This is a genomic window from Streptomyces sp. NPDC041205, from assembly GCF_055591765.1.
The window spans coordinates 123,656-145,570 of sequence record NZ_JBVIZH010000004.1; the positions used below are offsets into that span (position 1 = coordinate 123,656).

A 21,915-nucleotide genomic window follows, 5' to 3' on the forward strand; every position below is an offset into this window, starting at 1 on the left:
GCTCAGGACTCCTTGTACGTACGGGGCGCGGTGGTGGAGGGCGGCAGCGTGCCGTTGAACCGGGTGTCCGTGAAGTCGCCGAAGTCGACCCGGCGCGGGATGAGCTTGAGTTCGGCGAAGGCGTCGACGATCTCCTGCTCGGAGTCGATGGCGTTCTGGTCGACGGCGACGAACACGCGGGTGCCGTTGGTGCGTTTGACGGCATCGAGCGCCACCTCGTACGGCAGCCCGGTGTCCTTGGCCCACACCTTCGCCCACGCCTCGGGGTGCTTGAAGACCCAGTCCTGGGCCTTGCGCAGCCGCTTCAGATAGTCGGCGATGGCCGCGGACTTCTTCTTGTCCTTCAGCGCGCCGGGCGCGGCCACCTGGAAGCCGAGCCCGTTGACGACACCCTCGCCGTCGGTGAGCACCCGGGCCTTGCCGCCCCGCAGCACCTGCGAGGTGTACGGGTCCCACACCGCCCAGGCGTCCACCTTGCCGCCGCTGAACGCCGCGAGCGCGTCGGCGGGCTGCAGATACTTGACGTCGACGTCCTTGAGCGTGAGCCCCGCCTTCTTGAGCGAGGCGAGGAGTTGGTAGTGCGCGGACGAACCCTGCGCCACGGCAACGGACTTGCCCTTCAGGTCCGCGGTGTCGCGCAGCTCGGAGCCCTGCGGCACGGCGATCACCTCGCCGTGCGCGGTGCCGTGCGTCGCCGCGATCACGGAGACCTTCGAGCCCGCACCCGCGGCGAACACCGGCGGCGTGTTGCCGACCGCGCCGACGTCGACGGCCTTGGCGTTCACGGCCTCCAGCAGCGGCGGACCGGACGTGAACGTCGACCACTTGATCTTGTACGGGAGGTCGTCGAGCTCCCCGGCGGCGCGCAGCACGGCCTCCGAACCACCCTTCTGGTCACCGACGTTGAGGGTGAGCGACCCCTTGCCGTCGGTGCCGCCGCCGCCGAGGCCCCCGCTGGAGGTGTTGGCGGAGGAGGCGCCGGCGCAGGCGCTGAGCGTCAGGGCCAGGGGGAGGAGCAGGAGTGGGGCGAGACGTCGGAGTCGGCGTGCGTGCGGGGAGTGCGGTGGGCGTGGCATGGGCGGGGGTCCGTTCTGCGAGGTCGCTGGGAGGGGACGGGGATGACGCGGCGGCGGAGGTGGTCGAGGGGGCGGTCGGGGAGGAGGCGGCTAGGAGGTGGCCGCGGCGGCGGTCGGGGTGGTGGCGGTGCTCGGGGCCTCGACGCCGAGGCGTTCCAGGAGCCCGGTGCGCAAGGCGGCGAAGCGGGGATCGGCGATGTCGCGCGGGCGCGGCAGATCGATCCGCTGCTCGTGCGCGATGACGCCCTCGTCCATGATCAGGACCCGGTCGGCGAGCAGCACCGCCTCCTCCACGTCGTGCGTGACGAGCAGGACGGCACAGCCGCGGCGCTGCCACAACTCGTCGACCAGTCGCTGCGCCTTGACCCGGGTCAGCGCGTCGAGTGCGCCGAACGGCTCGTCGAGGAGCAGCAGATCCGGTTCGCGCACCAGCGCGCGGGCCAGCGAGGCGCGCTGGGCCTCGCCGCCGGACAGTGTCTTGGGCCAGGCGTGCGACCGGTGGCTGAGCCCCACCTCCTCCAACGCCCGCTCTGCCGCGGCCCGTTCGGGCTTGCCGGGAAGGCCGAGGAGGACGTTGCGCCACACCCGCTTCCAGGGCATGAGGCGCGGCGCCTGGAACGCGACGGCCTTGCGGCGCGGCACGAGCGCGGTGCCCTCGATGTCACGGTCGAGGCCCGCGAGGATCCGCAGGAGAGTGGACTTGCCGCAGCCGCTGCGCCCGAGCAGGGCCACGAACTCCCCTGCCCGGACGTCGAGATGGAGCCGGTCGATGACGGCGCGCCCGTCGAAGGCGCGGGTGAGGCCGTCCACGCGGACGACGGTGGCGTCGGATCGGCGGGAGGGGCCGGTCACCGGCCGGTGAACGTCGGTCGCCATTGCAGCAGGAGCCTTTCGAGAGTGCGGACCACGAAGTCGGCGAGCAGGCCGAGGAAGGCGTACACGATCAGGCAGACGACGATCACGTCGGTCCGCAGGAAGTCCCGCGCCTGGACCATCAGGAAGCCGATGCCGGAGTCGGCGTTGATCTGTTCGGCGAAGACGAGGGCGAGCCAGGCGATGCCGAGGGAGTAACGCAGGCCCGTCATGGCGCCGGGCAGGGCGCCGGGGAGGATCACATGCCGTACGAGCCCCCACCGTGAAAGGCCCAACGACTCACCGGCCTCGATCAGTTGGGAGTCGACGCCGCGGATTCCGGCGTACACGTTGAGGTACAGCGGAAACGAGACGCCGAGCGTGATGATGGCGATCTTGGGCGCCTCGCCGATGCCGAACCAGATGATGAACAGCGGGATGAGCCCGACGAACGGCACGGTCCGCAGCATCTGCACGCTGGCGTCGACCAGGTCCTCGCCGATGCGGAAGAGGCCGGAGACGAGCGCGAGGCCGGTGCCCACGAGGGTGCCGAGGAGCAGCCCGACCGCGACGCGCTGGAGCGACACGCTCATGGCGGAGGTCAGCGAGCCGTCCTCGATCAGGTCCCCGGCGACCCGGGCGATGGTCTCGGGGGAGGCGAGCACGTCACTGCTCAACACTCCTGTGGCGCTGAGGACTTGCCATAGGGCGAGCAGCAGTGCGGGTCCGGTGGTGCGGCGGAGCCAGCGGGGGACGCGGGCGCGGCGGGTGGAGGAGGGGGCGAGCGCGACGAGATCGGGCGGAGCCGCCGCGGGCTCGGCCTCGACCGGCCCTTTCTCGGGTTTTCCTGAAATGTCGGGTGCCGGGACGGATGAGGGCGGGGCATGACTGATGCTCATGGCGCTCCAGGGCAAGGGGGAGTTCGGCGCGGGGGAGGACTCCGGCGCGGGGAGGAGGAGCGGGCTCGTACGGCCGCAGGGAAGCGTCCCTCAGGGCCGGGCGGGCTCAAAGGGGGCGGCTGGGGCCGGGCAGGACCGCGGAGAGAGCGGCGGGGAAGCCGGAGAGCGGAGAAGGGAGGGCGTCAGTGGCCGCGACGACACGCGGCGGAAGCCACTCGCAGCAGGTCGATGTGACCGCGCGAAGTGAGCAGAGCTGAACGCAACATGCGGCAGAACGTAGCGATCCGCTCCGCTGACGGTCAACGATGTCTCGCAAAATGGACGCCACGTATCACGGACTGGAAGGACGCCCGGTGTGCCGACTCGCCGGAGAGCCGGACTGGGGGAGGATGGGAGGCATGCCCGATGCCTTCACCACCCGCATCCTGAACGTCGCGACCGGTTCGGCGGAGACGGTCGTCGACCTCACCCACCAGTGCGAGAGCTTCCTGAGCGAGGCGGCCCGCGGCCGTGACGGCCTGCTCAATGTGTTCGTTCCGCACGCCACGGCCGGTGTCGCGGTCCTGGAGACCGGCGCGGGCAGCGACGCCGACCTCATCGCCGCGCTGCACACGCTCCTCCCGGCCGACGACCGCTGGCAGCACCGCCACGGCAGCCCCGGCCACGGCCGCGACCACGTCCTGCCCGCCCTGGTCGCCCCGCACGCGACGCTGCCCGTGATCGGTGGAGCCCTGGAGCTCGGGACGTGGCAGTCGGTGTGCCTGGTCGACACGAACAAGGACAACCCGAACCGTCAGGTGCGGCTGAGCTTCCTGGGCTGACCCGCCCGAGGCCTCCCTGAGTCTGTGGGGTGGCTGCGCCCTTGCGTCAGCCGCTGCCTCAGCGCTTCGCGGTGGCGCTCCCGCTCTCCGCCCCGTCCTCCGCCCGGTGTGCGAACCGCTGCGCCGCCCGCCGTCCCCGGCTCTCCACGGGCAGGCTCCCGGTGGCCGCCGCGAGGCCGAAGGGCGGCATGTCGAAGTAGATGGACTCGTACGAGCCCTCGGGGGCGATGTACGTCTCGTGCCACAGGCCGACGTGCCCGCGCAGCCTGCCCGCGCGCTGTTTGCGGTTGGCGATGCCCCAGACCTTGTGGTGGAACGCGTCGGGCGCGGCGGCGTACGCGTACAGCTTCTCCTTGGACTCCCAGTACTGCACCACGTAGTACGTGCGCGGGGACGCGGTCAGCAGGACGCGGCCGAGCAGCCCGCGGTCCGGATCGGCGGCGAGTTCGCGCAGCATGCGCAGCATCGCGTAGAAGACCGGTACCCACTGGTGCACCGCCCAGAAGTGGTTGACGCGCATGCCGATCAGCAGGACCACCGTGTCGCCCTCGGCGGCCGCGGTGGTGTAACCGGTGGCTGTCTTGGCGGACATGCGGCCTCCAGGGGCGGGGTGAGGGCTGGCTGTGCGGGTCGCGGGGCGAGGACTGGCTGTGCGGATCAGGGAGACGCGCTGCGTGAGCACCGCTTACATAGGGCGTGAGCGGTGATTACATCAAGGGGTGCGATGTCGGTCAAGGGGTAAGAGGCCCTGCGGGAAAGGGAGTTGGGTCAGGTCGCCGGGATGTTGGCGACGCCGATGCCGAAGAGGTCGAGGACCTGCTCGGCCACGTGCTCCGCCTCGGCCTCCGGCAGGAAGCCGTCGACGATCATCTGGGAGAGGCCGTAGACCAGGGCCTGCCCTGCCAGCGCCACCAGGGTGGGGTCGCCCGGGCGCAACGTGCCGGACTCCTGGTCGGCGACGATGAGGTCGGTGAAGGCCCGCTCGATGCCGGAGACTCGGGCCTGCAGGCCCGCGGGCTGCCCGGGGCGGAACACGCTGGACTTGACCAGCTCGAACCGGTGCGGATGACGAATCGCGTAGCGCACGAAACCCAGACCGATCGCGCGCGTCGCCGGGGCGTCGGCGGCGGCCACCTGGTCGCGCTGCCACCGCTCCAGGTCCGCCAGGATCAGGTCCGCGACCGCCGTCAAAAGCGCCTGCCGGTCCGCGAAGTGCCGGAACGGCGCACCCGGCGACACCCCGGCGCGCCGTGCCACCTCGCGCACCGTCACCTTCTCAAGGCCCTGCTCGTCGAGGAGTTCGAGCGCCGCCGCGGTGAGCGCCGCGGGCAGGGAGCCGTGGTGGTAGCCGGTGCGTACGGCGGACTTGTCCTTCATGGCAGCAGTGCTACCACAGGGCGCAGGCGGGGCGGGGGTCGCCCGTGGCGTCCGGGCGGGCTCGCCGGGGCCGCGGTCGTCCCCATCCGGCAGGCCGTCATCGCGGAGGCGTCGGGCGAGCGCACGGGCGGGGCACGGGCGTCGCCGACGTACCCCCGCCGCCGCCCGAACCGGAAACCGACCCCGAGCGCGACCCCGAGCCCGCATCGGCGCCGAAGAGCTCTCTCGCGAAGGACTCCGCCGGGGAGAAGTGTGCCGAGGAGGGCGCCGCCGTGAAGAGTGCGCCCGCGAAGGAGGAGCCCCCAAGGGCCCGGGGGCGGCTTCTTCGGGGACTCGGGCGGCACGCGGCCGCATTCACCGTCGTGCAGGTGCTCCTGATGCTGGTGGGGCTCTCGTGGCACCGCGATCTGGTCGCCCAGGGCACCGTCGATGTGCTGCTCCACGGCGGCGGACAGGGTTCGGGCTGTGCCCGGGTGCTGGAGGACGGCGGCAGGATCTGGGTGTTCATCCTGGTCACGCGCGCTGTGGGCCGGTGCGAAATGCCTGGCCATGATGCTCGGCCGGGGCGAGCGCGACTGGCCTCGGCACTGTCGTGGCCTTGCTCCCGGCGCGCGGCGCGGGCTCCGGCGTGTGTCAGCGGGAATCAGCCAACTCTTGTTTAATGCAGGGCAGTTGCATTATTCTTCGCCCGTCGGGTATGCCAAGGGCAAGAACGTGCCACCCCTGCCCCCGGTGGCGACGGCTCATCGCTCAGACCCCGCCGGTGGATCGCGCAGACTCACCCCGGAGCCGCGCACTCACGGTGCCATGAGGGGGAACGATGCTCGAGGACCACGCCGAGTTCGGCCTCCGCGCCGAGGTGCGGCAAGAGCGGCTGGTCGTCGCGTTCTGGGGCGAGCTGGACATCCTCGCGGACGAGGTTCTCGCCGCCCCGCTCACGCGACTGGCACGGGAGAGTCACCGTGACCTCGTCCTTGACCTGCGGGCGGTGTCGTTCCTCGACTGCGGGGGGCTGACGCTGCTGTGCCGCGCTCGGGACGGGGCACAGCAGCGTCAGGCGGGGGTGGCCCTCGTTGTCGACAACGCGTTCTTCCGCAAGATCCTTCGGCTGGCCGGATTGGCGGACACGTTCGAGATCACCGCGGATCTGGAGAGTGCGCTCACCGCGGGCGCGGAGGGTTCACCGGTGTGACGCCGGGCCCGGTTTCCGTGGCCCGGCTCCTGACTCCTCATGCCCCCGGCCCGGCCCCGACTGCCCGCCCGGCCCTCGGCTGAGCCTGTCGCTCAGTCCTCACCACTCTCGCGCTGCTTCTCCTTCAGGCGCGCCGCTTCCTTGCGGACGTCGGCCTGCGTGGCGCGCTCCCGGCGCAGCCACTCCGGGTTCTCCGTCTTCAGGGCGTCGATCTGCTCCGTGGTGAGCGCCTCGGTGACGCCGCCGCGGGCGAGGCCCGAGATGGAGACGCCGAGCTTCGCCGCGACCACCGGGCGCGGGTGCGGGCCGGTGCGGCGCAGGTCCTGCAGCCACTGGGGCGGATCGGCCTGCAGCGCGTTGAGCTCGGCCCGCGAGATCACGCCCTCCTGGAACTCGGCGGGGGTGGCCTCGAGGTACACACCCAGCTTCTTCGCCGCGGTCGCGGGCTTCATCGTCTGGGTGGTCTGGTGCGACGTCATGGTCACCAGGGTATCGAGCGCCTGAGCGACCTCTGACCACGCCGGGTAGCCTGGCGGGGTGACAGGCTCGGAAGTAACCCCTTCGTTCCGGCTCGCCTATGTCCCGGGGGTGACACCCACAAAGTGGGTGCGTGTCTGGAACGAGCGGCTGCCCGACGTCCCCTTGACCCTCGTATCGGTGGCGCCCGCCGACGCGGACGCGACGCTGCGGGACGGCGCCGCCGACGCCGGCCTGGTGCGGCTGCCGGTCGACCGGACCCTCCTCAGCGCCATCCCCCTCTACACGGAGACGACCGTGGTCGTCGTCCCCAAGGACCACGTGGTGACGGCCGCCGACGAGGTGAACGCCGAGGATCTGGCCGACGAGATCGTGCTGCACCCCGAGGACGACACGCTCGACTGGGAGAGCCTGCCCGGCCGCCCCGCGCTGGAGCGGCCCGCCACCACGGCCGACGCGATCGAACTGGTGGCCGCGGGCATCGGCGTGCTCGTCGTACCGCAGTCGCTCGCCCGCCTGCACCACCGCAAGGACCTCACCTACCGGCCGGTCACCGACGCGCCCCAGTCCGGCGTCGTGCTCGCGTGGCCGGAGGACGCCACCAGCGACCTGGTGGAGGAGTTCATCGGCATCATCCGCGGCCGGACCGTCAACAGCACCCGCGGCCGCCGCGCCCCGGCCGCGCAGGCGAAGGCCCAGAGCACGGAGAAGGACGGCGCTCGCCGCAGGGGCGGGACGGGGACCGGCAAGGCCGGGGGCAAGCAGGGGTCCGGTACGTCGGCGTCGGGCAAGGGCGCGGCTCGCAAGGCGTCGGCGGGCAAGCCCACCGGGGGCAAGGCCACCGCGGGCAAGAACCCGCGGCGCGGCACCGGCGGCTCCCAGAGCGCGAAGCGGGGGAAGCCCCGCCGCCGCTCGTAGGGGCCCCGCCCCGCACCCGCGGCGCGGCAGTCGTCGCGTCCCGACGCGTCGGCGCCGCCGTAGTCGTCCGGCCCGGGGCCACTCGCGCAGCCGTACCGTGCCGCCGTACCCGCGGCACGGTGGCCGTCCCAGCACCGCCGGTGTCGTGCCGTCCCGCCGTGCCGGCGCTGCCCGTGGCGGTCCGATACAGGGCCACCCGACGCCGCCGTACTCGCGGCGCCCGAGTCGTGCCGTCCCGTCGCCGCGACGCCGCCGCGGTCCTCCGGCCCCGGGCGCCCGTGAAGCCGTCCCGCGCCGCCGTACTCCCCACAGCCGTCCCGGGCCGCCCCACCCACCCCCACGCCCCCTTGCGGCGCTTTGTGGTGTCCATGACTATGGCCGCATGGCGGAGCAGACGGGTGCGTCCCGGCGCAGTGTTCTCGCGGTGGCCGCGGCCGCCACCACGGCCGGATCTTTCGGCCTTCAGACGGGCGCCGCGGCGGCGCGCGACGGTGCCGGGCGGAGCCGTACCGCGCAGGAGCCGTCGCGTGAACTGCGGGCGCTCCTGCGGGAGATCGACCACCGGCGCATCGAGGCGACCGTGCGGCGGCTCGCCGCGTTCGGCACCCGGCACACGCTCTCCGCGCAGGACGACCCCCGGCGCGGCATCGGCGCGGCACGGGACTGGATCCTCGCCGAGATGCGGCGCCACGCGGGCACGGCGGGCGGGCGGATGCGCGTGGAGCTCCAGTCGTACGTCCAGGAGCCGGGCCCCCGCATCCCGGCGCCGACGCGGATCACCAACGTCGTGGCCACGCTGCGCGGTTCGGCGTCCCCGGACCGGCTGTACGTCGTGTCGGGGCACTACGACTCGCGGGCGAGCGACGTCATGGACTTCACCAGCGACGCGCCCGGCGCCGACGACGACGCCTCCGGGGTCGCCGTCGTCATGGAGCTGGCGCGGGTCATGGCGCGCCGACGACTCGGCGCGACCGTCGTGTTCGCGGCCGTAGCCGGTGAGGAGCAGGGCCTGTTCGGCGCGGCGCACATGGCGGAGCAGTACAAGCTCCAGAAGGCCGACGTCCAGGGGATGTTCACCAACGACATCGTGGGCAGCCCCACCGCCGACGACGGCACCCGCGACCCGCGCACGATCCGCCTCTTCGCGGAGGGCGTGCCCTCGTCCGAGACCCCCGACGAGGCCGCCGTGCGGCGCTCGGTGGGCGGCGAGAACGACTCACCGTCGCGCCAGCTCGCCCGCTTCGTACGGGACGTCGCCGACAACGACGCGACCGGCATGAAGGTCCGCGTCGTCCACCGCCGCGACCGCTACCTGCGCGGCGGCGACCACATCCCCTTCCTCGAACGTGCCTACCCGGCGGCCCGGTTCACCGAGCCCGCCGAGGACTACGCCCACCAGCACCAGGACGTCCGCGTGGAGAACGGCAAGCAGTACGGGGACCTGCCGGAGTTCTGCGACTTCCCGTACGTCGCGCGCGTGGCCCGCGTGAACGCCGCCGCCCTGTGGAGCCTCGCCCAGGCCCCCGGCACCCCGCGCGGCGCGAAGATCCTCACCGCCGCGCTCACCAACGCCACCGAACTCGTGTGGGCGCGGGGCCCGGAGCCGGACCTCGCGGGGTACGAGGTCGTCTGGCGCGAGACCACCGCGTCCGAGTGGACCCATGTGATCGACGTCGGTGACGCCACCCGTCACACCGTCGACCTGTCCAAGGACAACGTCTTCTTCGGCGTGCGCGCGGTCAGCCGTTCCGGTCTGCGCAGCCCCGTCGCGTTCCCCTCGCCGCAGCGCTGAGCCGCGGAGAGCGTGGCGAGCGCCGCGCGGGACGGCGTGCCCTCGTCGGCCGCGTACGTGACCAGGGCCTGGTCGGGCGCGTCGGGCAGGCGCAGCGTCTCGCGGCGCAGGGTCAGCTCACCGGCCACCGGGTGGCGCAGCCGCTCCACGCCGTGCGAGTGCTCGCGCACCAGCTGCTCGGCCCACAGCGCGCTGAACTCGTCGCTGCGCACGGAGAGTTCGCCGAGCAGGTCGCAAAGGCGGTCGTCGCACGGGTGGCGGCCCAGGTCCATGCGCAGCGCGGCGACGGTGTCGCGGGCGGTCTCCTGCCACGCCTCCGCGTCCGGGTAGAGGCCCCGCACGCCCGCGTCGAGGAAGTGCAGCCACGCCACGTTGCGCCGCTCGGTGGGCAGCGCGTCGAAGTCGGTGAACAGCGCGCGGGCCGGGCCGTTGGAGTCGAGGATGTCCAGGCGGCGCCCGACGACGTACGCGGGCACGCCCTCAAGGGCACCGAGCAGCACCTTGACGCCCACCCTGACCGGCTGCGGCGCGGGCGGTGTGGAGGCGGGGTGGCGCAGGGCGCGGGTGAGGTGGCCCAGGTGCGCGCGCTCGGCGCCGTCGAGCCGCAGGGCCCGGGCGACGGCGTCCAGGACGGTGTCGGAGACGTTGTGGGTCCTGCCCTGTTCCAGTCGTACGTAGTAGTCGACGCTGACCCCGGCAAGCTCCGCCAGTTCCTCGCGGCGCAGGCCCGGCACGCGCCGCCGCCCGCCGAACGGCCGCGCCCCGGCGTCCTCCGGCCGCAGCCGGGCACGGCGGGAGCGGAGGAAGGCGGTGAGTTCGGTGCGGAAGTCCATGGGGTGATTGTCCGGCACGAGGTGGTTCGGTCCGGAGCCAGGGGGTTGCCCGGCCGAGGTGGTGCCGCCCGGAGCGACGAGGCGGACCGGCCGATGTGGTTCTGCCGGGCCAGGGCTGGTTCCGCCGGGCCGGTCCCGCTGGTGCCGCCGACGCGAGGGTGGTTCTGCCGGACCCAGGGTCGAGCGGGGCCCTGGGCAGACGCGTGGATCTCCCGCAGAGTCGTTCCTGGCCGCACAACGCGGCCACCAGGGCCACCGCGGCGACGCGGTCCCGCACCGGCCCGGCACACCCGTGCCCCGCCCCGACACGGCTCGACGCCCCGTGCGCGTATCCGCACCGGCGCGCCCCGCCCCCGTACCTCCGGGAGACCACCGTGACCCTCACCACCGCTCAGGCGACGTCCCTCGCCCGCCCCCTCACCGGCCGCCTGGCCGTCGTGACCGGTGCCTCCAGTGGCATCGGCGAGGCCACCGCGCGGGAGCTCGCCGCCCAGGGCGCGCGGGTCGCCCTGCTCGCGCGGCGCGGCGAGCGGCTCGCCGCGCACGTGGCACGGATCGAGGAGGCGGGCGGCAGCGCGCTCGCCCTCCCGACGGATGTGACCGACCCCGCGTCCCTGGCGGCGGCCGCCGTCGACGTCCGCGACCGGCTCGGCCGCGTCGACCTCCTCGTCAACAACGCGGGGCTCGCCCTGCCCGACCAGCTCGACGGGGCCGCGGGGAACTGGCAGCGCATGATCGACGTGAACGTCACCGGGGCCTTCGCCGTCGTCGAGGCGTTCGTCCCCGACCTGCTCGCGGCCGCCGCCGAACGGGGCCACGCGGACCTCGTCAACATCTCATCCGCCGCCGCCCAGAGCGTCCTGCCCGGCTTCGCCGGATACGCCGCCACCAAGGCCGCGTTCAGCCACCTCTCCCGCAATCTGCGCGCCCGCCTGAACCCCGCCGACGTACGCGTCACGAACATCGAACCCGGCACCGTCGACACCGAACTGCGCGACCACATCGACGACCCCGCGATCAGCGCCGCCGTCCAGGAGGCCGTCGGGTCCATCGAGGGCATCCCCTCCGGAACCGACGTCGCCGAACTCATCGCCTTCGCCGTCGGCCGCCCCCGTCATGTGAACCTGCCGCACCTCTCCGTGCTCCCCACCCGCGAGGTCTAGGCGCCGCACGGGGGTCGGGAACAGTGCCTCGTGCGCGCCCGCCGGCTCGACTCTCGCCGGTTCAGCGCTCGGAGTAGACGTCCCTGTCCGCCGGGGCTGTTCGCGGGGCGTCCGACCACGCCTTCGTACGGCCCACGGACAGGAACTGTTCCTCCAGGAGCAGGGCCAGGGCCGCCACCGTCATCAGGCCACCCACGAGGAACGTGCCACGGACGCCGAGGACCGGCAGGAGCAGGCCGCCGGCGAGAGCGCCCGCGGCCACTCCGGTGTTGTACGCGGCGCCGTTCGCCGCGATGGCGGTCTCCGTGCGGCCGGGCGCGAAGTGCATGACCTGGCTCTGGGTGGCCATGAAGACCGGGCCGAGCGAGGCGCCGAGGAGCACCATCATGAGCACGGCGACGGCCTTGGAGCCGCCCGCCGTGTACAGGCCGAGCAGCCCCACCGCCTGCGTGGTCACGGGGAGGGTGAGCGTGGCGCGGGGGTAGCGGTCCAGGAGGCGGCCGTACACCGCGACGGACACGATGCCGGTGACACCGAGGACGAGCAGCAGCGTGCTGACCGTGGACTCGGTGAACCCGCTCTCGTCCACGAGGAACTTGGAGATGTACGTGTAACCCGCGAAGACGCCCGTGACCGTCAGACCGGTCACGGCCAGGACGACGGCGAAGCGGCGGGTGTCGGGGGCGACGCCGCGCACCGCGTGGCTCTCCTCCGGAGGCGTGGACGGCAGGGCCGTGGCGATGAGGACGAGCGGCGGGATGGCGAGCGCGCCGACCACCAGGAACGGCACCTGCCAACTGCTGTGCTGGCCGAGCCAGGTGCCCCCGGGCACCCCGAGGACCAGGGCCGCCGAACCGCCCACGGACAGCGCGCCGATGACCCGGCCGCGCACATGCGGCGGGAAGAGCCCGACCGCGACCGGCCCCATCACCGCCCAGAACAGCGCCTGCGCGACCGCCGTCACCAACCGGCAGGCCAGCAGCACCCAGTACGAGGAGACCACCGCCGCCACCACGCTCGCCAGGAACAGCGCGCCGAGCAGGAGGCACAGCACCAGGCGGCGCGGCACGGCCCGGGTGAGCTGGGCGATCGGCACGGAGACCACGGCGACGGTCAGGCCGTACCCCGACACCAGGAGCCCGACGGCGGCCAGGGAGACGTCCATGTCGTCCGACATGAGCTTCAGGACGCCGATCGGCAGATTCTCGGTCGTGTTGAAGGCGAACGCGCCCAGCATGAGCGCGGCCACCACGGCCACGCCGCGTCGGTTCCCGGCCCAGCCGGTGCCGGGTGGGGTAGCTGTTCGGTCCGTCGCCATCCATCCTCCACGTTCACAGTGCGTACACGAGAGTTCGGAACTGCTGGTTCTTGCTTCAACGGGCTGTAGGCAAAGGGAGTTTGTGCGGTCGCCCTGATGATCGTGAAGGCAGCCGCAGGCCAGCGTAAACCCTGGTCGTCAAGGTGTGGCCGATATGCGTCGAGTTGGCCGAGTCCAATAGTCGTCGCTTTGCGTGATTACGGCTTCGGTAACAGAGCCGGTGGTCATTGCATTCAGTGACATTGGCACATGCCCTCCGATTGGGTATGGACGTTCGATCAAGTGACGGGTAGGCTACCGTTCGTTGTCCTGGGCCCCCACCAATCCCCCCACCACTTCCCGGGCTTCGAAACTGTTCCCCACCAATGGGTACGCGCGACCGATACATGGTGTCCGTGACGTCTGTGTGATGTGGCGTCGATTTAAGCAAGTGTCCTCTTGAGGAGGGTGAACGTTGCTTAATCGCGAGAGAACAGAACTACCACTGCTGGCTACGCAGTTGCGCACATGGATGGCTCAAGCTGAAGATCTCGCCAACCCTGTCTACTGTATTTGCGACTATCTCGACATCCGCGGGCGCATTGCCCCGGAACTGATGGTGCTGGCACATGAACAGGTGGAGCGCGAGGCCGAGGCATTGCGTCTCGCCATTGTCCCCGTAGATGAAGTCGAGGGCGGATACCGCCAATTCCTGAGAGCCGATCCCGCTCCGCTCGACATCATCGACGTGAGCACCGGGTCCGATCCCGGGGCGGCGGCCAGGGAATGGATGGAAAAGGACGCCCAAGGGCCCGTCGACCCACAGATGTTGTGCCGCGCGGCGCTTCTGAAAGTCGCCGAGGACCACTTCATCCTGTATCGGCGCGTGCACCACGCCGTCGTCGACGGATACAGCCTCGCGCTCATCTTCAATCGCACGGCCGCCGTGTACACGGCACTCGCGCGCCGGCTCCCCGCCGACGCGGGCGCGTTCCCCGCGTTCACGCGCCTCACGGACACCGAGGCCGCCTACCGCGAGGGGAAGAGCTTCGCGCGCGACCGCGCCCACTGGCTGGACAAGATGGCCGACCGCCCCGCACCGGTCAGCCTCTCAGGCCGCAGCGCCGGGCTCGCCATCGGCCGCCGCCGCACCACCGAACTCACCCCGGACCGGGTCGGCCGCCTCGAAGACGCGGCCGACAGACTCGGCGTGACCTGGTCGGACCTCGCCGTCAGCACCATCGCCGCCTACGTGGGCGTGCGCACCGGCGCCCGCGAACTCCAACTCGGACTGCCCACCGGCGGACGCCTGAGCCCTCAGGTGCGCAACGTCCCCGGCATGACCATGAACATCCTGCCGCTGCGCCTCGACGTCGACGCGGCCCTGCCCCTGAGCGAGTTCGCGCGGCGCGTGTCGCGGGAGGTGCGGCAGGTCCTGCTGCACTCCCGCTATCCCACCGCCGAGATCTCCCGGGAAGCCGCGGAACAGGGCGGCGGGGCACGGTTGTGGGGGCCCATGGTCAACGTGATGAAGTTCGACTACAAACTGGATTTCGCGGGAGCCACCGCGTCGATGCGCACCATGTCGATTCCCCTCACGATCGATATGACCGTGTACTTCTTCCAGACCGCGGCCGATGGAACGACAGAAGTCATTCTCGACGTCCACCCCGAACTCTTCAGTCCGCGGGAAACGGACGCGCACCTGGACGGAATCCTGGCCTTGCTCGACGCGATCGAGCAGGCCGACCCGGATACCCCCGTGCGCGACCTTCCCACCGCACCGGTGCCCGAGGCAGCCGGCTGACCGCCGCACCCTGAACGGAGCGGCACCCCCAGCGGAATCCAAAAGAGCGGCATACGGCCTGTCCGGGTGCCGTCGTGATGCCGCGCCGTACCGCGCCCGGAAGCACGGGCGGACATCTTCGGGCAGCGCACGTCCACCACGCCCCGATATCGAACTGGCCCCGTCCGGTCGCCGCACGACGGTCAGTCGCGCCGTCATGCCGTGAGCCGCGCGCGGTGACGCACAGCCACCGGGAAAGCTACTGGGAAATCGAGGGAACAACGATGGATCTGACAGCGGGTGACGCCGTCGACCCGGCCATGCGGAATCCACAGGAGGCCACCGAACTCAGAGCGTCACTGAAACATCTGCGCACCGAGCCCCGGGGCTGGGTGTTCTCCCTCAAATTCGCCCTGTGTGTGGCACTCACCGTCCTCGGCGTGGTGATTGTGCTGCAGCCGGTCCTCTGGTGCCGCGTCGTCGGAGTCGTCCTCATCGGCTGCATGCTCGCGCACGCCGCGGAACTCCAGCACGAGACGCTGCACAATCTCGCGTACCGCAGTCGCAAGGCGAACACGGTCACCGGCATCATCCTCGGACTGCCGATGCTGATTTCCTTCGCCGCGTACAAGGCGGCACACATGCGGCACCACCGCGATCTCGGCACACCGGAGAACCGTGAGTTCTTCGACTACGGAGATCAGTACGGAGACAAGGAACGCTCCAGGTTCGGCACTTTCATCGACTGGACCGTGCGCTTCACCATGGTCCATCATTACGCGCTGTTCGTGGTGAATCTCGGACGGTCCCTGCTCGGCCGGGAATTCGAGGGCGAGAGCGTCCGCGTATCGCGCAGGATACGACGGGACCACTTCCTTGCCCTCGGTGCGCTCCTGGCCTTCTCCGGCCTTTCCCTGGCGCTGGGTTCGGCGGTCGTTCTGTGGGTATGGCTGATCCCGCTGGTGCTTGTGGCGGGGCCCGTGCACGCCTTCATCGAACTGCCCGAGCACTTCGGCTGCGAGGTCCTGAACCGCGACCCGTTCGCCAATACGAGGACGATTCGCTCCAATCGCATTCTGACGTGGTTCACGAACGGCAACAACTACCACGTCGAGCACCACCTGATGCCGAACCTCCCACTGGAGCGACTGCCGGATCTGCACGGTGAGGTGAAGGACCGCATTCGCTACTTCAACCGCGGCTATATCGAGTACTTCGGAAAGCTGCTCCGCAAGTGAGCCACCGGGTGAGCCATCGCGACACGGGTGAGAGGAGAGTCAGGTGGACGTGACCTTCAAACTGGCGCGCACCGAGGCCGACAAGGCCGACGTGCTGCGGCTCCGGGACGCCGTCTACGTCGGGGACCAGGGCCGACTCGCCGACGCGGCCGACACCGCCGCGACCTTCGACCGGTTCGACGCCCACGCCGAATACATCCTCGGATACGTCGACGGCAAGGCCGCGGGCACCGTCAAAGTCGTGCCGGACTCGGCGGCCGGACTGCCGTGCGACGACACCGTGGACATCTCGGCGCTGCGCGTCGGCAACAGGCTCGTGGAATTTGGGCACTTGATGACGCTGCCGTCGATGCGGCACCGCGAGATCGGCATGGCGCTGATGCGCGAGGCAGTGATCCACAGCGCCAGGAAACACGACATGACGCACATCCTCGGCGACTTCTTCGTGGACGACTCCGAAGGGCTGCGGGGCTTCTACAAGGAAATCGGCTTCTTCGCCCTGCACGAGCCCTACGAGGACACCCGGTTCAAGGGCGCCCCGCTCAGCCTCGTCGCGGCGCTCGACGTCACCGAGGCGGTCAGCAGGGCCCGCACGCCCGAAGGCCGCAAGAGCCGACTGCTCCAGTACTTCTTCGGCGACTACGACAGCTATGTGAGCGAGGAGGTGGCGGATGCGGACACGGCGCCAGCGGCTGGCTGAGACCAAAGCGGCCCACAACCACCCCGCCTACGCCAAAATGGCGTTCGTCATGGGCTGCGGCGTCCAGGGAAAGGGGACGGGAAGCCGCGTTCTGGACGACGACGAGGGAACGCCCTATCTCGCCCTCTTCGACCAGTACGGCAACCAGTCCTTCGGCTACTCCCACCCGCGCATCGTCGCCGCCGTGCGCGACCAGCTCGACACCGGCGTCCTGAACAGCACGAAGATCATGTTCGAGGAGGTGCAGATCCGGCTCTCCGAGCGCCTCGCGGAGGCCACCGGACAGCTCCTGCCCTACTCGTACCTGGCCAACGGCGGCGGCGAGACCATCGACAACGCCCTCAAGCTGGCCCGCGCCGCGACCGGCCGCCCCGGCATCATCAGCGCCCGCGGCTGTTTCCACGGCAAGACCTTCGCCACGCTCAGCGCCTCCGACCGCCCCGAACACCGGGAGCTGCTCGGCCCGTTCATGCCGCACTTCCGGCAGGTCGGCTTCGGCGACCTGGACGAGCTGGCCGCCGCACTGGACGACACCGTCGCCGCCGTGCTCCTGGAACCCGTCCAGGCGGAGGCCGGAGTGATCGTGCCGCCGCCCGGCTACCTCCAGGAGGTGCGCAGGCTCTGTACGGAGGCGGGGGCGCTGCTCGTCCTGGACGAGATGCAGACGGCGTTCGGCCGCTGCGGCACCTTCTTCGCGTACGAGCAGTTCGGCGTCACCCCGGACCTGGTGTGCGTGGGCAAGGCGTTCGGGGGTGGTCTCCTTCCGCTGTCGGCCGTGCTCGGCACCGAGCGGGTGTGGGAGGTCCTGCGGGTCCTGCCCTCGACCTTCGGGTCCAGCCTCGGCGGCAACCCGCTGTCGTGCCGCGTCGGCCTGGAGTCCATCGCCATCGCCTCCGAAGAGGCGTTCCTGACCGGCGTCAAGGAACGGGCCCGCACCATCGACGAGCGCCTCAGCGCCGCCGCCGAGCGCCACTCCGGCATCGTCACCGAACACCGCGGCCTCGGCATGATGCACGGCCTGGAGTTCACCGACGGAGCGACGGCGGGACTCGTCCTCGGCCGGCTCCTCGAAGAGGGCGTGACGTCCACGTACTCCCTCTACCACCCGAACGTCCTGCGGGTGCAGCCGCCCATGGTGATCTCCGAGGACGACCTCGACCACGGCTTGTCCGTGCTCGAAGGGATCCTGGCGGAGGCCGACGCCCACCGGAGCGCGGCAGCCGACAGCCCGCACGCGGTCGAGCTGTCCCCGGTGACCCGCACCGTACGCCTGCCGCACCCGCCCGAGCGCGTCCTTGACCTCCTGCGCGCCCGCCCCCGCCTGCTCGACCCGTTCGCCGCCGACACCGGCCTGCGCGCGGGCGAGGGCCCGGTGGCGGAGTTCGCAGGGCGGCTCGGGGACGACGCCGTGGTCTGGGCGGACCGCAGTCGGCTCCGCGCGGACGGCGTCCTGTTGAGCGCCGAGCCGGACTGGCTGTGGCGCACCCTCGAACGCCGGGTGACCGTCACCGGCGACGACGGCGGCAGCCGAATCGACGTCCACGTCGCCTGGGACACCGACAGCGGGACGTACGAGGACATGCTCGGCGGCCGGATCGGCTTCCTGGCGGGCACGAGGCTGGACGAGCTGATCACCGCCCTCGCGGCGGAACTCGACGCACAGGCGCACGCACCCGGCGAGGCGCGACCGGACACCCCAGGAAGGAAGTCGGCCGACACGTGAGCATGAACCTCGCGGGCCTCTTGGACCGCTCCACCCACCACACGACCGCCCGCGTCGTCGACATCGACATCTCCGGCAAGCGGCGCGAGCTGACCCAGAGCGAGCTGACCGCGCTCGCCCGCACCCGGGCCGACCAGCTCACGGCGGCCGGCGTACGCCCCGGCCACGTGATCGGCATCCGCGCGGGCAACAGCATCGACTGGCTCGCCTGGGACCTGGCGGCCCTCGCCACCGGCGCGCGGCTCAAGGCGTTCGGCGACGCCACCGAGATCGACGACCCGCGCGCGTTCATCGCCCGGCACCGCCTCGCCCTGCTGATCGCGGACGAGCCCGTGCCCGCCGACACGCCCGCCGTCGTCCGCCCCGGCGGCGCCCCCGCCCCGGGCTCGGCGGCCCCCGACGCCGTGGTGATCGACGTCGACGACATCCACAGCCTGGTCTACTCCTCGGGCACCTCCGGGCGGCTCAAGGGCGTGGAGATCAGCGCCAAGGGCACCGAGTACGTCATCAACCGCTTCATCGACGCCTTCGGCATGACCGAGCGCGACCGGCACCTGATCTTCCTGCCGCTGGCCAACAACCAGCAGCGCCTGTCGGTCTACCTCTGCCTGTGGCTGGGCGCCGACCTCGTGCTCGCGCCCTACCAGCGGGTCTTCCAGGCCGTCCGCAAGGAGGGCCCGACCTTCCTGATCGGGCCGCCGGTCTTCTACGACACCGTGCTCCAGCTGTATGTGAAGTCCGGCGGCGACGCCTCGCTCGGCGACTTCCTCGGCGGCCGCATCCGCTTCATGATCACCGGCATGGCGCCGATCCGGCGCGAGACCCTGGACGGGTTCTGGAGCCGCGACGTGCCGCTCCTTGAGGCCTACGGCCTGACCGAGACCGGCATGGTCGCCTGGAACACCCCCGACCGCCACCGCGTCGGCACCGTCGGGCAGTTGATGGACCCGGTGTCCGTGACGTTCCTCGACGACGGCGAGGTGATCATCACCCGGGAGGCGCCGCTCGGCCGCGGCTACTTCGACACCGACGGCGACCCGTCCGCCGAGGGCATCTTCCGGCCCGACGGCTCCATCCTCACCGGCGACTACGGCCGCCTGGACGAGGACGGGTTCCTCACCCTGATCGGGCGCAAGAAGGACGTCATCGTGCTCGGCAGCGGGCGCAAGGTGCACCCCGCCGAGATCGAGGCGGCCTTCGCGGACGTCGAGGGCGTCGCCGAGATCGTCGTCGTACCGACACCGCAGTCCAACCGGCTGGGCGCCCTCGTCACCCCGGCCGACCCCGCCGACACCGCGCTGCGCGCGCACATCGAGAAGCGGATCGAGGAGGTCAACGCGGGCCTCGACGCCCATGAGCGGGTGATGTCCCTGGTCTTCTCGGACACGCCGCTGCGGGCCGACCCCGCCTTCATGACGGCCAACATGAAGCTGAGCCGGGCACGGGCGGCCGAGCACTTCGCCGAGCGCCTCGCGGGCGGCGCCGGAGCGGGGGCCTGATGGCGGCAGCGGCGGCGGACACCCCCGGGCCGGGCCCCGGCGGTCCCGCCGGACACCGGATCGTCGACGCGCAGGTCCAGCTCGGCAGCCAACTCGCCATCCCGCGGGCGTTCCTGGAGTACCAGGCGGCGAACGCGCACCACCGCCTCAGCGCGTACGGCCACAGCGTGCGGCCCGAGCGGATGCTGGACCGGGTGCTCTCGGTGCACCAGGACGACGACGCGGACCGGCTCGTCGCGGAACTGGACGAGGCCGGGGTCGACGAGGCGTTCCTCGTGGTCCCCGACTACTCGCACGCGGCCCGGTGCGCCCTGACCCCGGCCGAGCTCGCCGGCCACCTGGACAAGGTGAACCGCCGTCACCCGGGGCGCTTCCGGGTCTTCTGGGGCGTCGACCCGCGCGGCGGCAAGGACGGCCTCGACCTGTTCGAGCGGTGCGTCACCGACTACGGCTTCGCCGGGCTCAAGCTGTACCCGCTGTGCGGCTACTCGCCGAGCGACCGCCGTCTGTACCCGTACTTCGAGCTGTGCGAGGAGCGCGGCCTGCCCGTGCTCAGCCACACCGGTCCCGGCTGGGGCCAGCTCGACTTCGAGTACGGCATGCCGCTGCTCCTGGACGAGGCCGCCCGGGACTTCCCCCGGGTGAACTTCATCCTGGGGCACGGCGGGGTCACCCACGTCGACGAGGCGACCTACCTGTGCGCCCACCGTCCCAATGTGCACCTGGACATCAGCCAGTTCCACTCCGTCCTCGCGGCGGACGGCTGGCAGGCCCACCTGAACCGGCTGTTCCGCCTCGGCATCAGTCACAAGATCCTCTTCGGCACCTGCTGGCCGTCGTACCGGCTCTCCGAGTCGCTGCCCGGCCTGGTCGCCGCGTTCGCCAAAGGGCAGCCGGCGGTGGCGGGGATCAAGGAGGCCGACCGAAGAATGATCATGGGCGGGAACAGTCTCCGCCTGGTCGGGGCCGCACGGACCGAGACCCAGGGCCATGCCCGGGGCACCACCAACGACACCATCACGGAGCGGGGAGGCCGGGCATGAGCGCGGACACGGCAGAGCTGGAGAAACTGCTGGTCGAGTGGGTGGAGCGGTGGATCGAGGGGGAGTCCGACATGGCCATCGGGGCCAGGACCAACCTCAGCCACACCGGTCTGCTCGACTCCATGGCCATCGTCGGCCTCATCTCGTACCTGGAGGAACAGGCGGACGCCGAGTTCGACTTCGCCACCTACGACCCCATGAAGGGCGTCAGCATCCAGGGCCTGATCAAGCACTGCGTCGGATGACCGGGATCTTCGACGGCCACTGCCACGTGGCGTCGAGCCGCTTCATCCCGCGGGCCTTCGTCGAGGACGTGGCGAGCAACGTGCAGTGCAGGCTCGGCTCGATGGGCGTCGCCCCGAAGCCGGGGCGCGTCGCCGACGGGCTCGCCGCACAGCACGAGGACCACCTCGCCGACGGGCTCGTCACGGAGATGGACGCGGCCGGGGTCGAGCGCGCCGTGCTGCTCGTGCCCGACTTCGGGCTGCGGATGGCGGGCACGGCCGAGCCCGCGGAGGCGGCGCGGCTGCACCACGAGATCCGGCTGCGCCACCCGGGCCGCTTCTGGGTCTACATCGGTGTGGACCCCCGGCGCGGGTCCGCGGGCGTGGCCGCCTTCGAGGCCATGGTCGACGCCTACGGCCTCGACGGGGTGAAGCTCTACCCGCCGTGCGGCTACTCGCCGTCGGACCCGGGCCTGTACCCGTACTACGAGATCTGCGCGGCCCGGGCCCTGCCGGTGTTCGTGCACACCGGGCCCACCGCCCGCAGCCTCGACTACGGACCGGCGCACCCGATGCGGATCGACCGGGCGGCCCGGGACTTCCCGACCGTGCCGTTCGTCCTCGGCCACGGGGGTCTCACACACGTCGAGACCTGTGCCTACCTCGCGGCGTACCGGCCCAACGTGTACGTGGACACCGGCGGGTTCGCGAGCGGCCCGAGCCTGCCGCACTGGCCCGGGCACCTCAACCAGTTGTTCCGGCTGGGCGTCAACCACAAGATCATCTTCGGTACGGACTGGCCGCTCGGCCGCCTGAACGGCGGTCTGAAAGGGCTGATCAACGAGGTCGTAGACGGTCCGACCGTGTTCGCCGGGGTCTCAAGGACGGACCGGAACCTGCTGCTGCGCGAGAACCTGCTGCGCGTCCTGCCACCGGGCAGCCGCCCGGCGGGCTGAGGCGCCGGGGGCATCGGCGGACGAGCGGGGTGTGCGCCGGGCACCGCCT

The 21,915-nt window shown here is 71.5% G+C and carries 22 protein-coding genes; 13 read left to right on the plus strand and 9 right to left on the minus strand.

What is annotated here, in order from left to right; all coding sequences use genetic code 11:
- Window positions 1-2: 2 nt before the first annotated feature.
- The 4 genes from ACZ6BG_RS20415 to ACZ6BG_RS20430 all read right to left on the minus strand — a co-directional run bounded on the left by ACZ6BG_RS20415 (window position 3) and on the right by ACZ6BG_RS20430 (window position 3,093).
- Window positions 3-1,076, minus strand: a complete 1,074-nt coding sequence (locus tag ACZ6BG_RS20415) for an ABC transporter substrate-binding protein (RefSeq protein ID WP_469003278.1) — start codon at window positions 1,074-1,076, stop codon at window positions 3-5.
- Window positions 1,077-1,166: 90 nt separating this feature from the next.
- Window positions 1,167-1,952 (minus strand): ABC transporter ATP-binding protein, encoded by a 786-nt coding sequence (locus tag ACZ6BG_RS20420; protein ID WP_469003279.1) that lies wholly within the window; start codon window positions 1,950-1,952, stop codon window positions 1,167-1,169.
- On the minus strand, window positions 1,925-2,827 hold the full coding sequence (locus tag ACZ6BG_RS20425) for an ABC transporter permease (RefSeq protein WP_469003281.1): 903 nt from the start codon (window positions 2,825-2,827) through the stop codon (window positions 1,925-1,927). The genes ACZ6BG_RS20420 and ACZ6BG_RS20425 overlap by 28 nt, the downstream gene beginning before the upstream one ends.
- A gap of 182 nt (window positions 2,828-3,009) precedes the next feature.
- Window positions 3,010-3,093, minus strand: a complete 84-nt coding sequence (locus tag ACZ6BG_RS20430) for a putative leader peptide (protein WP_380832513.1) — start codon at window positions 3,091-3,093, stop codon at window positions 3,010-3,012.
- 132 nt (window positions 3,094-3,225) lie between these two features.
- Here ACZ6BG_RS20430 and ACZ6BG_RS20435 point away from each other — a divergent pair, with 132 nt between their 5' ends.
- On the plus strand, window positions 3,226-3,648 hold the full coding sequence (locus tag ACZ6BG_RS20435; RefSeq protein WP_469003283.1) for a secondary thiamine-phosphate synthase enzyme YjbQ: 423 nt from the start codon (window positions 3,226-3,228) through the stop codon (window positions 3,646-3,648).
- Window positions 3,649-3,706: 58 nt separating this feature from the next.
- Here ACZ6BG_RS20435 and ACZ6BG_RS20440 read toward each other — a convergent pair whose 3' ends face one another.
- On the minus strand, window positions 3,707-4,240 hold the full coding sequence (locus ACZ6BG_RS20440; protein ID WP_469003285.1) for a DUF4188 domain-containing protein: 534 nt from the start codon (window positions 4,238-4,240) through the stop codon (window positions 3,707-3,709).
- 176 nt (window positions 4,241-4,416) lie between these two features.
- The gene (locus ACZ6BG_RS20445) at window positions 4,417-5,025 is read right to left on the minus strand and encodes a TetR/AcrR family transcriptional regulator (RefSeq protein WP_469003287.1); all 609 of its coding nucleotides are present in this window, start codon (window positions 5,023-5,025) and stop codon (window positions 4,417-4,419) included.
- Between the two features lie 820 nt (window positions 5,026-5,845).
- Here ACZ6BG_RS20445 and ACZ6BG_RS20450 point away from each other — a divergent pair.
- Window positions 5,846-6,217: an STAS domain-containing protein gene (locus ACZ6BG_RS20450; protein WP_469003289.1), complete on the plus strand. Its 372-nt coding sequence runs from the start codon at window positions 5,846-5,848 to the stop codon at window positions 6,215-6,217.
- A 92-nt stretch (window positions 6,218-6,309) separates the two neighbouring features.
- Here the strand turns inward: ACZ6BG_RS20450 and ACZ6BG_RS20455 are convergent, their stop codons facing one another.
- Entirely contained in the window at window positions 6,310-6,696 is a 387-nt protein-coding gene (locus ACZ6BG_RS20455; RefSeq protein ID WP_469003291.1) for a DUF5997 family protein, read from the minus strand.
- Between the two features lie 58 nt (window positions 6,697-6,754).
- On the opposite strand from ACZ6BG_RS20455, the gene ACZ6BG_RS20460 reads away from it, so the two are divergent.
- Entirely contained in the window at window positions 6,755-7,612 is an 858-nt protein-coding gene (locus tag ACZ6BG_RS20460; protein ID WP_469003294.1) for a LysR substrate-binding domain-containing protein, read from the plus strand.
- A 382-nt stretch (window positions 7,613-7,994) separates the two neighbouring features.
- On the plus strand, window positions 7,995-9,404 hold the full coding sequence (locus ACZ6BG_RS20465; RefSeq protein ID WP_469003296.1) for a M20/M25/M40 family metallo-hydrolase: 1,410 nt from the start codon (window positions 7,995-7,997) through the stop codon (window positions 9,402-9,404).
- On the opposite strand, the gene ACZ6BG_RS20470 is transcribed toward ACZ6BG_RS20465, so the two are convergent.
- Entirely contained in the window at window positions 9,302-10,237 is a 936-nt protein-coding gene (locus tag ACZ6BG_RS20470) for a helix-turn-helix transcriptional regulator (protein WP_469003299.1), read from the minus strand. The two genes, ACZ6BG_RS20465 and ACZ6BG_RS20470, sit on opposite strands and share 103 nt — an antisense overlap.
- 374 nt (window positions 10,238-10,611) lie before the next feature.
- Between ACZ6BG_RS20470 and ACZ6BG_RS20475 the strand changes: the two genes are divergently transcribed.
- On the plus strand, window positions 10,612-11,400 hold the full coding sequence (locus tag ACZ6BG_RS20475) for an SDR family oxidoreductase (RefSeq protein ID WP_469003301.1): 789 nt from the start codon (window positions 10,612-10,614) through the stop codon (window positions 11,398-11,400).
- 61 nt (window positions 11,401-11,461) lie between these two features.
- On the opposite strand, the gene ACZ6BG_RS20480 is transcribed toward ACZ6BG_RS20475, so the two are convergent.
- Window positions 11,462-12,718 (minus strand): MFS transporter, encoded by a 1,257-nt coding sequence (locus ACZ6BG_RS20480; RefSeq protein WP_469003304.1) that lies wholly within the window; start codon window positions 12,716-12,718, stop codon window positions 11,462-11,464.
- A gap of 454 nt (window positions 12,719-13,172) precedes the next feature.
- Between ACZ6BG_RS20480 and ACZ6BG_RS20485 the strand changes: the two genes are divergently transcribed.
- From ACZ6BG_RS20485 to ACZ6BG_RS20520, 8 genes are all read left to right on the plus strand, one after another.
- Window positions 13,173-14,504, plus strand: coding sequence for a condensation domain-containing protein (locus tag ACZ6BG_RS20485; protein ID WP_469003307.1), 1,332 nt, complete (start codon window positions 13,173-13,175; stop codon window positions 14,502-14,504).
- A gap of 263 nt (window positions 14,505-14,767) precedes the next feature.
- Complete coding sequence (locus ACZ6BG_RS20490; protein WP_469003309.1) at window positions 14,768-15,721, plus strand: fatty acid desaturase family protein; 954 nt, start codon at window positions 14,768-14,770, stop codon at window positions 15,719-15,721.
- 43 nt (window positions 15,722-15,764) lie between these two features.
- Entirely contained in the window at window positions 15,765-16,421 is a 657-nt protein-coding gene (locus ACZ6BG_RS20495; protein ID WP_469003312.1) for a GNAT family N-acetyltransferase, read from the plus strand.
- Complete coding sequence (locus ACZ6BG_RS20500; protein WP_469003314.1) at window positions 16,393-18,144, plus strand: aspartate aminotransferase family protein; 1,752 nt, start codon at window positions 16,393-16,395, stop codon at window positions 18,142-18,144. Before ACZ6BG_RS20495 ends, ACZ6BG_RS20500 begins: the two co-directional genes overlap by 29 nt.
- Window positions 18,145-18,146: 2 nt before the next feature.
- The gene (locus tag ACZ6BG_RS20505) at window positions 18,147-19,643 is read left to right on the plus strand and encodes an AMP-binding protein (protein WP_469004115.1); all 1,497 of its coding nucleotides are present in this window, start codon (window positions 18,147-18,149) and stop codon (window positions 19,641-19,643) included.
- Complete coding sequence (locus ACZ6BG_RS20510; protein ID WP_469003316.1) at window positions 19,643-20,686, plus strand: amidohydrolase family protein; 1,044 nt, start codon at window positions 19,643-19,645, stop codon at window positions 20,684-20,686. The genes ACZ6BG_RS20505 and ACZ6BG_RS20510 overlap by 1 nt, the downstream gene beginning before the upstream one ends.
- Window positions 20,683-20,931: a hypothetical protein gene (locus ACZ6BG_RS20515; RefSeq protein ID WP_289943370.1), complete on the plus strand. Its 249-nt coding sequence runs from the start codon at window positions 20,683-20,685 to the stop codon at window positions 20,929-20,931. Before ACZ6BG_RS20510 ends, ACZ6BG_RS20515 begins: the two co-directional genes overlap by 4 nt.
- Window positions 20,928-21,866 (plus strand): amidohydrolase family protein, encoded by a 939-nt coding sequence (locus ACZ6BG_RS20520; protein ID WP_469003318.1) that lies wholly within the window; start codon window positions 20,928-20,930, stop codon window positions 21,864-21,866. Before ACZ6BG_RS20515 ends, ACZ6BG_RS20520 begins: the two co-directional genes overlap by 4 nt.
- Window positions 21,867-21,915 lie beyond the last annotated feature (49 nt).

What these genes read in the sequence shown, in the direction of transcription:
- ACZ6BG_RS20415 (WP_469003278.1), bottom strand. Translation starts at nt 1,076, where the DNA reads ATGCCACGCCCACCGCACTCCCCGCACGCACGCCGACTCCGACGTCTC.
- ACZ6BG_RS20420 (WP_469003279.1), bottom strand. Translation starts at nt 1,952, where the DNA reads ATGGCGACCGACGTTCACCGGCCGGTGACCGGCCCCTCCCGCCGATCC.
- ACZ6BG_RS20425 (WP_469003281.1), bottom strand. Translation starts at nt 2,827, where the DNA reads ATGAGCATCAGTCATGCCCCGCCCTCATCCGTCCCGGCACCCGACATT.
- ACZ6BG_RS20430 (WP_380832513.1), bottom strand. Translation starts at nt 3,093, where the DNA reads ATGTTGCGTTCAGCTCTGCTCACTTCGCGCGGTCACATCGACCTGCTG.
- ACZ6BG_RS20435 (WP_469003283.1), top strand. Translation starts at nt 3,226, where the DNA reads ATGCCCGATGCCTTCACCACCCGCATCCTGAACGTCGCGACCGGTTCG.
- ACZ6BG_RS20440 (WP_469003285.1), bottom strand. Translation starts at nt 4,240, where the DNA reads ATGTCCGCCAAGACAGCCACCGGTTACACCACCGCGGCCGCCGAGGGC.
- ACZ6BG_RS20445 (WP_469003287.1), bottom strand. Translation starts at nt 5,025, where the DNA reads ATGAAGGACAAGTCCGCCGTACGCACCGGCTACCACCACGGCTCCCTG.
- ACZ6BG_RS20450 (WP_469003289.1), top strand. Translation starts at nt 5,846, where the DNA reads ATGCTCGAGGACCACGCCGAGTTCGGCCTCCGCGCCGAGGTGCGGCAA.
- ACZ6BG_RS20455 (WP_469003291.1), bottom strand. Translation starts at nt 6,696, where the DNA reads ATGACGTCGCACCAGACCACCCAGACGATGAAGCCCGCGACCGCGGCG.
- ACZ6BG_RS20465 (WP_469003296.1), top strand. Translation starts at nt 7,995, where the DNA reads ATGGCGGAGCAGACGGGTGCGTCCCGGCGCAGTGTTCTCGCGGTGGCC.
- ACZ6BG_RS20470 (WP_469003299.1), bottom strand. Translation starts at nt 10,237, where the DNA reads ATGGACTTCCGCACCGAACTCACCGCCTTCCTCCGCTCCCGCCGTGCC.
- ACZ6BG_RS20480 (WP_469003304.1), bottom strand. Translation starts at nt 12,718, where the DNA reads ATGGCGACGGACCGAACAGCTACCCCACCCGGCACCGGCTGGGCCGGG.
- ACZ6BG_RS20490 (WP_469003309.1), top strand. Translation starts at nt 14,768, where the DNA reads ATGGATCTGACAGCGGGTGACGCCGTCGACCCGGCCATGCGGAATCCA.
- ACZ6BG_RS20500 (WP_469003314.1), top strand. Translation starts at nt 16,393, where the DNA reads ATGCGGACACGGCGCCAGCGGCTGGCTGAGACCAAAGCGGCCCACAAC.
- ACZ6BG_RS20505 (WP_469004115.1), top strand. Translation starts at nt 18,147, where the DNA reads ATGAACCTCGCGGGCCTCTTGGACCGCTCCACCCACCACACGACCGCC.
- ACZ6BG_RS20510 (WP_469003316.1), top strand. Translation starts at nt 19,643, where the DNA reads ATGGCGGCAGCGGCGGCGGACACCCCCGGGCCGGGCCCCGGCGGTCCC.
- ACZ6BG_RS20515 (WP_289943370.1), top strand. Translation starts at nt 20,683, where the DNA reads ATGAGCGCGGACACGGCAGAGCTGGAGAAACTGCTGGTCGAGTGGGTG.
- ACZ6BG_RS20520 (WP_469003318.1), top strand. Translation starts at nt 20,928, where the DNA reads ATGACCGGGATCTTCGACGGCCACTGCCACGTGGCGTCGAGCCGCTTC.